Here is a 13,711-nt window from a genome sequence, read left to right on the forward strand (position 1 = left end):
TATAATGAATCAAATTTAATAATAATATTAAATAATCTATTATTACAGTCTATCATTTTTTAATCACTGCCGTAATAGCAGAATTTTTCCGTTGCTCTGTTATAGCTGTGAGCTGATACTAAAATAAGATTGTGATAATATAAAGTCTGGTTAAGGGTACAGAGCCAAATTATCTTATTGGAACAATATAACATGTTAATAATAAGATAGCTGTCTGATCAGTTTATAGATCATCAGTCTTTAAATCGATTTAACTTGGAAAGTAATTGAAATTGTTATGTCCACTTCTCTTCACTCTTTACGGCGATCTCTGCGTTCTCAACGCCGCCAAGTCAGTATTTTTGAGCATCGGCAATCTGAACAAAAAGTGCTGACACATCTTATAAAAATGCCAAGGTTTCAACATGCTGATAAAATCGGTATTTACCTGAATGCTTTTGGTGAAATCCATACACGTAAAATTATTGAGTACTGTTTTAAAAAAGGTAAGAAAGTTTACTTACCTATGATCTGCAACATGAGTCAAAAACTGGTTTGGGTTTCTATAAGTCGTGATCAGTATCGCAATCAGTGCTTTGCCTATCATCCATTAGGCATGAAGGAGCCCATGGCAGGCCGTGGCTGTAATGTTACTGTATTAGATTTAATTTTAATGCCGTTGCTTGCTTGTGACTCTAGCGGGACACGCATTGGTATGGGCGGAGGCTATTATGATCGTACCTTGGCTCAGGCCGCACAGTATCCGTACCGGTTAGGAGTAGCACATGATTTCCAGTTTATTCCCTCAAGATTAAAGCGAGAAAAATGGGATCAACCTTTAAATGCATTAGTTACACCTACGAAAATACATTATTTTTAATCTTAACTATACGTTTAACTTGTTTAAAACTATGAACTTTTCATATCTCATCTAAAAATAAAACAATTTATCTGCATGGGCCCTTGTATTTTTTAAATTACCCATCACTATAAAAGTCATGGCAACACCGTTGTCACTCATTAGGAGTGCCCATGTCCGAATATCTTATGAATGAACAAACCTTAGAGCCTCAGGTTCCAAGTGTATTACCACTATTAGCGCTACGTGATGTGGTGGTGTATCCACACATGCAAATTGCGTTATTTGTGGGTCGTGAAAAATCGATCAATGCAGTTGATGTGGCTCGTAACAGTGACAATTTAGTATTTGTAGTTGCACAAAGAGATTCGCTTACAGAAGAAATTGATCACGACAACCTTTATCAATACGGTACTGTCGCGAAGATTGTGCAAGTTGTGAATCATGAAAATGATGAAAACTGTATTAAAGTCCTGATTGAAGGCCTGCATCGCTCTAAACTTACCCGTATTATTGACTCAGAAGAATATCTGAGCGCTGAGCATACTCTTAGTCCAATGACTGTAGAGTTTAGCGAGGAAGAGCAAGATGCCCGCCTGCAAGATTTGCGTACCTTGTTTGCCCAGTATGCTGAAGCAAAATTGCGTAATGCGCGTGAGCTGATTGCGGCGGCCAATAAAATTGAAGATCTGCTGCAACTGTTATTCTTTGTTGCGACTCGAGTTCCACTTAATATTGAAGTGAAACAGAAGTTCCTTGAACATGATGAGTTCGAAATTCATCTGCAAGAACTGATGACTTATCTGCTTCAGCAATCTGAAGAACAACAGCTAGAACAGACCTTGCATGATTCAGTTAAACGCCAGATGGAAAAGAATCAGCGTGAATATTTCCTGAATGAAAAAATGAAGGTTATTCAGCGCGAACTCTCTGACATGAATGGTGGCGCTGAAGATGATGTGGCCGAGATTGAAAAACGTTTCGCAGAAGCTGATCTGCCAGAACATGTACGCAAAAAAGCTGAAGCTGAATTCCGTAAGCTAAAAGCGATGCAACCGGCTTCAAGTGAAGCGGCTGTGGTACGTAACTATCTGGAAGTTATTTTAGATACACCGTGGAACAAGGCTAGCAAAGTTAGTATTAACCTGAATAAAGCTCAGGAAATCCTGGATGCTGACCACTATGGCCTAGATGAAGTAAAACAGCGTATCGTTGAGTATCTTGCAGTACAGTCGCGTGTGAAAAAGCTGCGTGGACCAATCCTCTGTCTGGTTGGCCCCCCAGGTGTAGGTAAAACCTCTCTTGGTGAATCTATTGCTAAAGCTACAGGTCGTGAATTTGTGCGTATGGCTTTAGGTGGCGTGCGTGATGAAGCTGAAATACGTGGACACCGTCGTACTTATATTGGTGCGATGCCAGGTAAAATTGTGCAGTCCCTGACAAAAGTCGGCGTTAAGAATCCGCTGTTTTTGCTTGATGAAATTGACAAGATGGCACAGGATTATCGAGGTGACCCTGCTTCTGCATTACTTGAAGTGCTTGACCCGTCGCAGAACCACAAGTTCAATGACCATTACCTTGATTTGGATCTTGACCTGTCTGAAGTCATGTTTATCTGTACTGCAAACAGTATGGATATTCCGGGTCCATTACTTGACCGTATGGAAGTCATCCGTTTACCGGGCTATACCGAAGACGAAAAAGTAAATATTGCTGATCGTTATTTGGTACCTAAAGCGATTAAAGATAACGGGTTACGTGCTAAAGAGTTAACAGTACATGAAGAAGCGATTCGTGACATCGTACGTCGTTATACTCGTGAAGCAGGTGTACGTAGTCTTGAGCGTGAAGTTTCCAAAATTGCGCGAAAAGTCGTGAAAGAAGCCGTGAGCAAGAAAGCCAAAAATCTGCATATTGATGTTACTGCAGAAAACTTGCCAGATTATCTGGGTGTACACAAGTTTGACTTTGGCATGGCGGAAGAAGAAGCCCAAGTTGGCCGTGTAAATGGTCTGGCATGGACTTCGGTCGGTGGTGAATTACTGACTATTGAAGTTGCAGCAGTTAAAGGTAAAGGTAAATTCATTACTACCGGTTCTTTGGGTGATGTTATGAAAGAATCGATTACTGCGGCTATGACAGTAGTGCGTACCCGTGCAGATGAACTTGGAATTGAGGCATCGCGTTTTGAAGAAACAGATGTACACGTTCACTTGCCTGAAGGTGCAACACCAAAAGATGGCCCATCTGCCGGTCTTGCTTTAACTACTGCACTTGTTTCAGCATTTACTGGTATTGCAATTCGAGCAGATATTGCAATGACAGGTGAAACCAGTCTGGGTGGTCGTGCAATGCGTATTGGTGGGTTGAAAGAAAAATTGCTTGCTGCCCACCGTGGAGGTATCAAGCTGGTTTTCATTCCACAAGAAAATATACGTGATCTTGCAGAAATTCCAGAAAATGTGAAGGAAGGGCTAGAAATTAAGGCAGTGAAAAGTATCGATGAGATCTTGCCACTTGCTTTAACCTCTATGCCAAAACCTCTTCCAAAGCAACCTCTGGTAAAACCAGTTGAAGAGTCAAATACAGCCCGCCACTAAGGGTAAATAAGAAAAAGAGAGCTTCGGCTCTCTTTTTTGTGTTAAAAAATGTATATATAGTATGTGTGGTCTTTATTTTGGCTTGAAAAAGCTGAGCAGTTTCCCCATCTTATTCAGTATAGACATACGGTTCTGTGGGCTTTACTTTTTCTCACAACGTACACTAGATGGCCATCTGTATCTCCAGACGGATGGCCTATTTCGCAGTCCTTTTAGCCCCTTTTAAGGACTGCGTTTTTTTGTCTTAAATACTTTAATTTTAGAAGTTAGATTCCAGAATGGTAGAGGCTAAGCCGTTAATTACCTGAGCCATCTTTACAGTATCAAGCTTATCAATACGGTCCTCTTGTGTATGGTAAAACTTGTTGCGGTATTTTCCGGTATCTGTAATCAGAATTGCCGGAATATCAAATTGCCAATAGTTAAAATGGTCAGAAAAGTCAGCCCCTGCCAGAAATGAAGGTGTTACCATACGTTGGCAATCCAGCTGGTTTAACTGCTGCATTGATTCGCAGTAAGCATTCCCGATATCGCTTGACTGTATATTACTTAAGGTTGCAATAAAATTGGCATGACTTGGATATATCCATTTCATGCCTGCCGGATACTGCTGTACATTTTTAATATCATAGTAGCCTATCATATCAAGTATGAAAGCTGCCTTAATCTGCTCTTTTTGCTGCTGTACCGATTTGGCATGAATATAACTTCCCATTTGTGCAGTTTTAAAAAATGGCTGCTCTTTTAAGGTATAAAAGACAAATTCGATATTATGCTTTAAGGAAGAGCGCTCTGCTGCCAGAATGCGTGCTATTTCAAGTACACCGGCGACTCCGGAGGCGTTGGCATCTGCTCCAGAAGTTTTTTCAAAAGCATCATAATGCGCACCGATAATCATTTTATCTGAGCGGCCAACATTGATATAGCACAAGACATTTCGATAATTTTTTCCGTATACTTCATAAGTCTGATAGTTACAAGGTATACCGAACAGACGCATCTGCTCTTTTAATCCTGCTGAGATCCGATTAAGTTCCTCTACATTTTTATAATTTCGTGCAACTCCCGGCCGAATAATCTGGTTCATGTAAACTGTTAGATTAGAAGGATCTGCCTGCTTAAAAGATGTGCTTAGATCAGCTGCTGCTACACATGAAAAAAAACCGCTTATAATTAAAATTAAGTATCTGTATATCAACCGATTCCACATTCGCTTATTTTTCCATTTGTTATCATGACAGGCTTGTTGTTCGTATGGGCAACCTGTCCTTCTGGTTATTTTCCAGCTTCATTATGTCTTTTTGTATCAGTACAGATAGCATTTCAACGTTATAATAATGTTACTTTGATACCAAACAGCAGTTATGAAAATCCGTATTTTAACCATAGGTCAAAAAATGCCAGCTTGGGTTTTGACTGGCTTTGAAGATTACTTCAAACGTATTCAACCGTTTGTACAAACTCAGGTCATTGAGTTACCCATGGCTAAACGCGGCAAGAATGACTCAGACGCAGATATATTAAAATATTGCCAGATTGAGGGTGAAAGTATTCTCGCTACGCTTAAACCCAGCGAAATTCTGATTGCACTAGAAGTGGGTGGAAAAGAACTCAGCACGGAGAAGCTGGCTGAGACAATGAAAGGCTGGATGCTTGAAGGACACGATGTAGCTCTGGCAATCGGTGGACCGGATGGGCTTTCAGATCAAGTCCGTAAAACAGCAGCTTGGCACTGGTCACTCTCCAAGCTGACCTTACCTCACCCTTTAGTCCGAGTGATGTTGATCGAACAGCTTTATCGGGCAATGAGTATTAATCATAATCATCCTTATCATCGCGCTTGAATGCTCTTAATCCCATAATTGCATTTTTGAAACATACCGTTGAAATAAAGCTTCTTTAATAAGCGGCTTTTTTTCTGCATCATGAAGTTTAATTTAAATTGCTCAGGTCAGGCGCTCATGAATTTACAGACTCTCCCCGGTTTATTTATTTCGCATGGTTCTCCCATGCTCGCTCTTGATCCGGAACAGGTGGGACCTGCCTTAGAACGTTTGAGCATTAACCTGCCTAAACCGGAAGCTATTATTGTAATGTCGGCTCACTGGGAAAGTCAGGCCCTGGAAGTGAGTATAGCAACGCGTCCCGAAACCTGGCATGATTTTCGTGGCTTTCCAGCCGAACTTTATGAAATTCACTATCGTGCTCCGGGTAACCCGGAACTGGCCGAAGAAATTTTGCATCTATTTGCTGAAGCACAGATACAGGCACATGCAAACAATATCCGCCCGCGTGACCATGGTGTCTGGATGCCTTTATTGCACATGTATCCCGAAGCAGAAATTCCGGTAATCGAGATTTCGCTGCCTATGGGCATGAGTGCTGATGAGATTTATCAAATTGGGCAAGTGCTGGCGCCTCTACGTGAACGACAAATTTTATTGATTGGTTCAGGTAGCATTACTCATAATCTGGCCGAGTTAAACTGGCACGGTAATACGTCTGAAGTACCTGAATGGGCTTCGACTTTTCGCAACCATGTGGTGAGTAAACTCAGCCATAGCAGTTATGATGAAGTACTTGAATGGCAACATCTGCCTTATATTGCACGGAATCATCCCACTCTTGAGCATTTAGCTCCCCTTTTCTTTGCTATGGGAACTGGCTCAAGATTCAGTCTGGTTCATAGCAGTTTTTCTATGGGGGCTTTAGGAATGGATATTTACAGGTTTGATTAGTACAAATATTCACTATGCTTAGGAAAACTTCATTTAAAAACCTTATTTAAAGTTACAAAACAATACGTTTTAAAACTAAAAATCTAACCAGTCCGGTTTTTATGAGCTGAACGATGCCTTAAGCTATGCTTTAATTTAGTTGTAACAAAAGATTTAAAATGAAATTGAAATATTTGTTTCTTGCCCTGCTTCCTTTTTCTTTAATGGCTTGCCAATCTATTCAGCCGTATCAAAAGCAGCCACATGTCTCACAACAAGCCGATACTGAGCAGCAGCTCTCTGCCTATAGCTGGACTTACCAGAATTCTCAAGCTTCTAAACCTCTAGTCATCAATTTTATAGATAATCATCAATTATCTATACAGACTGGCTGTAACGGACAAGGCGGCAGCTGGAAAATTGAAGAAGGTAAATTGGTAACTTCTCATCTGATTTCAACCATGATGGCCTGCCAGTCAGACTTAATGAAACAGGAACAGCTCTCTAGCAGTATCTTCAATGAAGCACGTTCAAATTTTGATATTAGCTTAGCGAATGGTCAGGCCATTTTAACCATTACAGATACAAAGGGACAAAAGCACGTGTTTAAAGGTAGTAAAATGCTTGAACATAGTGCTTTAACTTCTTATAACTGGACCTATCAACCGGAAGGTTCCAAAGAACCTATCCTGTTGAATTTTTCCAATAACCGGATTGGAATTGATAGCGGATGTAACCGTCAGGGTACAAGCTGGAAAATTGAAAATGGTCAGCTATTGACTGGTGACTTAGTTTCAACGCAGATGGCATGTGATCCGGTATTAATGAAACAGGAGCAGTTCTCCAGTTCCCTATTTCAAAAACGCAGTATTCCTTTTGAACTCAATCTGGCGAACCCTGCACAGCCAACCCTGATCTTGAAAGATACCCAAGGTCAAAGTTATACATTCAAGGGTAACATGACCCCTGAAGCCCAATATCAGTCGCAAGGTGAAACTATTTTTCTAGAAATAGCACCTGAAACCAAGTCATGTACAGGAGTTGCACCACAAACCTGCCTGCAGGTCCGTGAAATCAAATATGATGATAAAGGTATAAAAACGCAGGTCGATAAAGATTGGACACTATTTTACGATCATATTGAAGGTTTTAAGCATGACCCTAACCAGCGAGTCATTGTACGGGTAAAGCGCTATGAACGCAAAAATATTGCTGCAGATCAATCAAAATATGCGTATGTGCATGATATGACTGTAGAACAGGAAACTATTAAAAAGCCTTAAGTTTATATCTAAATAATAAAAAACCGATGCCAATGCATCGGTTTTTTATAAGTAATTTTAGAAAAACTTAGTATACGCCCTGTGCCAGCATGGCATCAGCAACTTTTACGAAACCAGCAATGTTAGCACCATCTACATAATTGACAGTACCATCTTCCTGAGTACCATATTTTACACAGTTGCGGTGAATCTCTTTCATGATCGCATGCAGACGCTCATCTACCTCTTCAAAGCTCCAGCCTAAACGCAGTGCATTCTGAGACATCTCTAAACCTGAGGTAGCCACGCCACCTGCATTTGATGCCTTGCCTGGTGCATAAAGAATTTTTGCTTTAACAAACTCTTCTACTGCTTCAAGGGTAGAAGGCATGTTGGCACCTTCGGCCACACACATCACTCCATTGGCTAACAGTTGACGTGCATCATCACCATCGAGTTCATTTTGTGTAGCACATGGTAGTGCGATGTCGCATTTAATTCCCCAAGGACGTTTACCTTCAAGATATTCAAATCCATGCTTGGAAGCGAATTCTGACATACGGCCACGCTTCACGTTTTTAAGTTCCATGACCTCTGCAAGTAATTCATCAGTAAAGCCATCTTTTACGTAGACAGTACCGTTTGAATCAGACAGGGATACTACTTTAGCACCCAAGAACATGGCCTTGTCTGCAGCATACTGGGCAACATTACCAGAACCCGAGATTGCAACCACTTTACCCTGAAAAACCTCGTTACGGGTTTTAAGCATTTCTTCTGCAAAATATACAGTACCGTAACCGGTAGCCTCGGGACGGGCCAGACTGCCACCAAATGACAGACCTTTACCCGTGAATACAGATGAAGTGTCATTGCTGAGTTTTTTCATCATGCCGGCCATGTAGCCAACTTCGCGACCGCCTACTCCAATATCCCCCGCAGGAATATCGGTATTTGAGCCTAAATGACGATAAAGCTCGATCATTAATGCTTGGCAAAAACGCATGATTTCACCTTCTGACTTACCTTTAGGGTCAAAATCAGAACCGCCCTTACCACCACCCATTGGTAATGTGGTCAATGCATTTTTAAAAGTTTGCTCGAAACCAAGAAACTTAAGAATAGAAAGGTTTACAGAAGGATGGAAGCGCATTCCACCTTTGAATGGCCCAATTGCCGAATTATATTGTACTCGAAATGCACGGTTAACCTGAGTTTGACCTTGGTCATCTACCCAGGAAACACGAAACTGGATAGCACGTTCTGGTTCGACTAAACGCTCAAGCAGGCCATGTTCTGCATAACTTGGGTTCTTTTCAATAAAAGGCCATAAACTGGTCATCACCTCTTCTACAGCTTGTAAAAACTCTGGTTGATGTGGATCACGTGCTTTGACGTAGTCTAAGAAGTCGTTAAGGCTGTTATATTTCAACGCTTAGTCCTCTGCAGAAAGGTGATTCAAAATTGTGCAAAAATTTACTCAAAGTGATATATTTTGGCGCAAATTATTAAATATCGTTTACACTGCTAGCACAAGACTTTTTTAAAAAAAGTTTAATTAAAATGATAATTAAATTACTTTTTTTTATGAATTACATCACTTTTAATCATAATTCCGATCAGTTAATCACTTGTCAATATTATCTATCTACTGAAACATTACAGTGAAACTCGGCAAATTATAGCGCTGAGATATGTTAAAATACTATTTCCGATCAGGCATTTTTCTGCTTTTCCTGTTTTTTTGCTGTGCACTTATGATTTGACCATGAATTCAACCATTTCCATGATTCGCCAAATTGATGCCCTTTTACCACAAACCCAATGCGGACTATGTGGGCATCGTGATGGATGCCTGCCTTACGCGCAGTCTATTGCTGAAGGTGAAGCCGCCAATAAATGCATTCCTGGGGGGCAGCCGGTAGCAGATGCTTTGGCAAAACTGCTCGATCGCGGAGCACTAAAAGCTGAAGAAAGTGTCTGGCCAATTCAGGCGGATGGACGTCCGCAACGCATGAAAGCAGTAATTCGTGAAGATGAATGTATTGGTTGTACCAAATGTATTAGCGCTTGCCCAGTGGATGCCATTATAGGCAGTGGTAAACTCATGCATACTGTATTGACTGACCTGTGTACAGGCTGTGAATTGTGTATTCCCCCCTGCCCAGTTGACTGTATTGACCTGATTGAAGATGTTCAGCCCTTGCCTACAGAAGATTTACGGATTCAGGAGCAGAACGATTTACGCCGTCGTTATTATGCGCATATCCAACGTGAGGAAACTCGACGGATGTATCGGAAAGGTCCTGTTGTACGTGCGGAGATTGACAGTGAACTGTTTGCACGCTTTTCCCAGCAGACTGATGCAGTTCCAGCGATTGAAGTAAAACAGAAAGATATATCTATTCAGAACACGGTAAGTGCACAGACAACAATTGAACTCGCCAAAATACGTACCCAGATTAAAAAACTGGAAAAACAGCTCTCTGTACGTGAAGATGCACACAAACAGACACAGCTGACAGAATTAAACCGGCAGTTACAGGCTCTACAGGAATCATCAAAATGAGTACAGTAACTAGCAAACCTGTAAAAAAAATGAATAAAAAACAGGTTTATACTTTTTTTGAGCGTTTACGCCAGCAGCGTCCTCACCCTACCACCGAACTCAAGTTTTCTAGCCCTTTTGAGCTACTGGTTGCAGTTACACTTTCGGCTCAGGCTACGGATGTAAGTGTAAATAAAGCAACCGACAAACTTTTTCCTGTGGCTAATACGCCGGAGGCAATCTATGCCTTAGGTGTCGAGGGTTTAAAAGCCTATATCAAGACGATTGGCCTTTATAATGCCAAGGCAGAAAATGTGATTAAAGCCTGTAAAATTCTGATTGAACAACATAATGGCCAAGTTCCAGAAACTCGTGCAGAGCTTGAAGCTTTGCCTGGTGTAGGCCGTAAGACAGCCAATGTAGTACTCAATACCGCGTTTGGGCAACCGACCATGGCTGTAGATACTCATATTTTTCGAGTAGGTAACCGGACTGGCCTCGCACCAGGTAAGAACGTACTAGAAGTCGAGCAGCAGCTATTAAAAGTAATGCCGAAAGAATTTATAGTTGATGCACATCACTGGCTGATTTTACACGGTCGTTACACCTGCATAGCACGTAAGCCAAAATGTTTTGAATGTGTGGTGGCCGATGTATGTAACTGGCCGGACCGTTATGCCTTAGGCGCAGAACAAGCCATCACCACATTAATCCCACAACTTTCAGATAAGTAAGATATTTTTATTTCTTATGCTTTTGCTGTGCCTGAAGTTTAGGATGCAGTCGACGTTTAGGCGCTGGTCTGTTGGCTTTTTCCTGAGCTTCCTGCTTTTCTACAGCACGTAACATTTTTTGACTTTGATAAAGCAAGGCCAGCAAGATAATAAAAAAAACAATAACTAAGATAATCAAGCCAATTTTCAGCATTGATCCATCCTCTGCTCTGCATAAAATAAAAGAGCCCTAATATGGCTTAGGACCCTTTTAAAGTCAAAAGAATCTCGAGCTTACCCGAGTTTTATTTGGTCTGGTCTAAAATAGCAAACAGTTCAGTCTGAACTTCATCAATAGCACGCAAACCATTTAATTTATTATAAGTTGGCGCATTTTCACCAGAGGCGGCACGGCCCTGATAAAAACCTACCAGCTGCTCAGTTTCAGTATGATATGAACCTAAACGCTTACGAATAGTTTCTTCAAGATCATCCGGACGCTGTACCAGATCTTCACCAGTTTCATCATCCTTACCTTCTACTTTAGGCGGGTTATAGACGATGTGGTATACACGGCCAGAGGCAGGATGCTGACGGCGACCAGAGAGACGTTTTACAATTTCTTCGTCCGGTACATCGATTTCAATGACATGATCGATGGCTATGCCTTCTTTTTCCAGCGCTTCAGCTTGCGGAATGGTACGAGGAAAGCCGTCAAAGATACAACCATTTTCACAATCTGGCTGAGCAATGCGTTCTTTAACCAGTCCGATGATCAGCTCATCAGACACCAGACCACCAGCATCCATCACACTTTTAGCTTTAAGACCTAATTCAGTACCTTCACGAATTGCAGCACGGAGCATATCACCGGTTGAAATTTGTGGGATATTGTAGCGCTTACAGATCAACTGAGCCTGAGTGCCTTTGCCTGCTCCAGGTGGTCCGAGTAAGATAATGCGCATAAAAAAACATCCTCATTTTAACAATGTATTCGACATTTACATAATAACTAGCGTTGTAATTGTCATTTCTTGTGGCGACTCTTTATAAGAAGGAAGCCATCAACAATTATAAAAAGGCGACAAACAAATGTATTAAACCAGCGAAAAATCCGGTTACACCGCCCAATACAATCAGAATCCACTCATCTTCCTGAAACGCAGGGCGTAACAGGTTCTGGAATTCTTTAGGCGTCAATTCGCGAATACGGTCTCTAAACATTTGATAGATCTTCTGTGCACGGCTCGCATTGAATGCCGGGTCACACACAGGCACCATCGTAATTTCAATTGAGCGATCGATCAAGTCTGTCTTGAGTCTTGCGTATTCTTTTGGCCCTAAAGACAGCTGTAACGATGTCCGAACCAGCGGAGTTTCCATAATTTCATTAATATGACGTTTTACAATACGACGGGTTTTCTCTCTACGGGTACCGTACATCATTTCGGTCATAATCGATTTTAAAGTAATGAGGTCTTCAGTCACTACTCTTGCAAATACATCAGAGACCTCATCCTGACGCTTCATAAAAGCGCCTTGCATATTATAACGGCCTATACGCAAGACAGGTACAATCCACGGGAATTTACGGTCTTTAGTTAAACGGAATAACTGTGGATAGCGAATGTAATGTGGCTCTACTGGGTTAAACACCATCCAGATTGCAATCCAGTTGGTCAGGAACCCCCAGATGGATGCCCAGAAAGGAACTGTCCAGTGCCAAGGTACTACAAACCAGACAATCATCTGGAAGATACCAAAAAACATACCAATCAGGGCACTAATATGCCAGATAAAGTTAATCTCTTTCTGGCCAACTTTCAGAAACATGCGAACCATGAGCAAACGGTCACCTTCCATCTGGCGAACCACCATCTCACGCATATTGACTAGAGATTCTACATTGAGGGTAAGCTCAGTGACCAGGTCATGCAGAACAACCGGAAGCTGCTTATGGGCCTGTGCGTAAATACGGCGTTTAATTGAATAAGGCAGATTTTCCCAGAGCACAGCATTACGGTCCAGCATAACCTCATCAATCAGGTGTTCCAGTTCAAATCCAACCTGCTCACCAATAATACGTGCCATATCGGCTGGGTCCATTGCCTCGAGAAACTCTTGAAGCGACCCAAGTTTAGATAAGGTATTGTCAGTGATAATGCCCGAAATACGGCCAGCTTTACGCGGCACAATTCCCTGCCAGCCAATTGGAATAGGACCTAAATAAAAGCCCCAGAAATTGATTGGATAAAACACCATTTTCAGTGCCATCCAAACATGGGCCCAAGTAACAAAAGCTGTCACAGGAATAATGCTGAGCACGGCCCAAAAATCAGGTCGATTTGAAAAGGTTTGCCACAGTTCACTGACGTACTCTAACATGCATGACTCTCGTATTTATTTCTATTCGCTAAATTATTCACGTTATCAAGTTCGCTATTTTTACTTCAGGCCAAAACTCAGGGTGTAAGAAAATTGTAGTTGAGGTTCAGTATTGGCAGTTACTTCACCCTCCTGATTCTTAAATTTTTCTGCCGCTCCCAGTCCGACACTTAAAGTACTGATCCGTTCAGGACTGAGCCAGACATATGCCAAATCTATACCAGCACCTAAACGAGACTTGTACTCGTTATTCTTAAATTGACTGTCGAGATGTCCCAGATAGGCACCGATATAGTAACCGTTTTTAGCTTCTCCGGTGAAATAATATGGATAACGGAAGCCAACTTGGGCACCAAACGGATTATCATCGTCCAGAAAAACACCAGCTTTAGTGTAAGCAATGCCATATTGATTAACCCATTCAGCATTTAGATGAAGAAGCTCCTGGGTTATCCCTGCGCCTACATTCCAGCTAGCAGCGTCCCCTGCTCCCAGCTTGGCCTGAAGTAAATTTTGGGCATGGGCAGTATTTACCAGCACAAAGAGTGCCAGTAAGGGATAGATTTTTCTCATTATTTTCTCCATTTTCCCTGTAAAAACAACAGCAGTCCAGCTGGCCTAATTCCTGACTTTAACAGAATTAATATG

General features: G+C 41.6%; 13 protein-coding genes. 7 read left to right on the forward strand and 6 right to left on the reverse strand.

Annotation, left to right across the window (positions count from 1 at the left end; translation table 11 throughout):
• Positions 1 to 277: 277 nt before the first annotated feature.
• Both J502_RS05880 and lon read left to right on the forward strand, forming a co-directional pair.
• Positions 278 to 859: a 5-formyltetrahydrofolate cyclo-ligase gene (locus J502_RS05880; RefSeq protein ID WP_005406736.1), complete on the forward strand. Its 582-nt coding sequence runs from the start codon at positions 278 to 280 to the stop codon at positions 857 to 859.
• Positions 860 to 1,011: 152 nt separating this feature from the next.
• Positions 1,012 to 3,438, forward strand: coding sequence for an endopeptidase La (gene lon / locus J502_RS05885; RefSeq protein ID WP_005406783.1), 2,427 nt, complete (start codon positions 1,012 to 1,014; stop codon positions 3,436 to 3,438).
• 259 nt (positions 3,439 to 3,697) lie between these two features.
• Here the strand turns inward: lon and J502_RS05890 are convergent, their stop codons facing one another.
• Complete coding sequence (locus J502_RS05890; protein ID WP_034428966.1) at positions 3,698 to 4,648, reverse strand: M28 family peptidase; 951 nt, start codon at positions 4,646 to 4,648, stop codon at positions 3,698 to 3,700.
• 154 nt (positions 4,649 to 4,802) lie between these two features.
• On the opposite strand from J502_RS05890, the gene rlmH reads away from it, so the two are divergent.
• The 3 genes from rlmH to J502_RS05905 all read left to right on the forward strand — a co-directional run bounded on the left by rlmH (position 4,803) and on the right by J502_RS05905 (position 7,438).
• A complete protein-coding gene (rlmH, locus tag J502_RS05895; RefSeq protein WP_005406619.1) occupies positions 4,803 to 5,282 on the forward strand; it encodes a 23S rRNA (pseudouridine(1915)-N(3))-methyltransferase RlmH in 480 nt (159 codons plus the stop codon).
• A gap of 117 nt (positions 5,283 to 5,399) precedes the next feature.
• Positions 5,400 to 6,176, forward strand: a complete 777-nt coding sequence (locus J502_RS05900; RefSeq protein ID WP_034428964.1) for a dioxygenase family protein — start codon at positions 5,400 to 5,402, stop codon at positions 6,174 to 6,176.
• 158 nt (positions 6,177 to 6,334) lie between these two features.
• On the forward strand, positions 6,335 to 7,438 hold the full coding sequence (locus J502_RS05905; protein ID WP_005406727.1) for an META and DUF4377 domain-containing protein: 1,104 nt from the start codon (positions 6,335 to 6,337) through the stop codon (positions 7,436 to 7,438).
• Between the two features lie 67 nt (positions 7,439 to 7,505).
• On the opposite strand, the gene gdhA is transcribed toward J502_RS05905, so the two are convergent.
• Positions 7,506 to 8,849, reverse strand: coding sequence for an NADP-specific glutamate dehydrogenase (gene gdhA, locus J502_RS05910; protein ID WP_005019118.1), 1,344 nt, complete (start codon positions 8,847 to 8,849; stop codon positions 7,506 to 7,508).
• A 336-nt stretch (positions 8,850 to 9,185) separates the two neighbouring features.
• Between gdhA and J502_RS05915 the strand changes: the two genes are divergently transcribed.
• Entirely contained in the window at positions 9,186 to 9,986 is an 801-nt protein-coding gene (locus tag J502_RS05915; RefSeq protein WP_005406811.1) for an RnfABCDGE type electron transport complex subunit B, read from the forward strand.
• The gene (nth, locus tag J502_RS05920) at positions 9,983 to 10,699 is read left to right on the forward strand and encodes an endonuclease III (protein WP_005406549.1); all 717 of its coding nucleotides are present in this window, start codon (positions 9,983 to 9,985) and stop codon (positions 10,697 to 10,699) included. The genes J502_RS05915 and nth overlap by 4 nt, the downstream gene beginning before the upstream one ends.
• A 7-nt stretch (positions 10,700 to 10,706) precedes the next feature.
• On the opposite strand, the gene J502_RS05925 is transcribed toward nth, so the two are convergent.
• The 4 genes from J502_RS05925 to J502_RS05940 all read right to left on the reverse strand — a co-directional run bounded on the left by J502_RS05925 (position 10,707) and on the right by J502_RS05940 (position 13,636).
• The gene (locus tag J502_RS05925; RefSeq protein WP_005406828.1) at positions 10,707 to 10,892 is read right to left on the reverse strand and encodes a hypothetical protein; all 186 of its coding nucleotides are present in this window, start codon (positions 10,890 to 10,892) and stop codon (positions 10,707 to 10,709) included.
• Positions 10,893 to 10,983: 91 nt separating this feature from the next.
• Positions 10,984 to 11,643, reverse strand: coding sequence for an adenylate kinase (gene adk, locus J502_RS05930; protein ID WP_005019114.1), 660 nt, complete (start codon positions 11,641 to 11,643; stop codon positions 10,984 to 10,986).
• A gap of 106 nt (positions 11,644 to 11,749) precedes the next feature.
• Positions 11,750 to 13,063, reverse strand: coding sequence for a DUF445 domain-containing protein (locus tag J502_RS05935; protein WP_005019113.1), 1,314 nt, complete (start codon positions 13,061 to 13,063; stop codon positions 11,750 to 11,752).
• 60 nt (positions 13,064 to 13,123) lie between these two features.
• Positions 13,124 to 13,636, reverse strand: a complete 513-nt coding sequence (locus J502_RS05940) for a hypothetical protein (protein ID WP_005406788.1) — start codon at positions 13,634 to 13,636, stop codon at positions 13,124 to 13,126.
• Between the last annotated feature and the right edge of the window lie 75 nt (positions 13,637 to 13,711).

Source organism: Acinetobacter sp. 1294596, assembly GCF_000582925.1.
Classification (GTDB): Bacteria; Pseudomonadota; Gammaproteobacteria; order Pseudomonadales; family Moraxellaceae; genus Acinetobacter; species Acinetobacter radioresistens.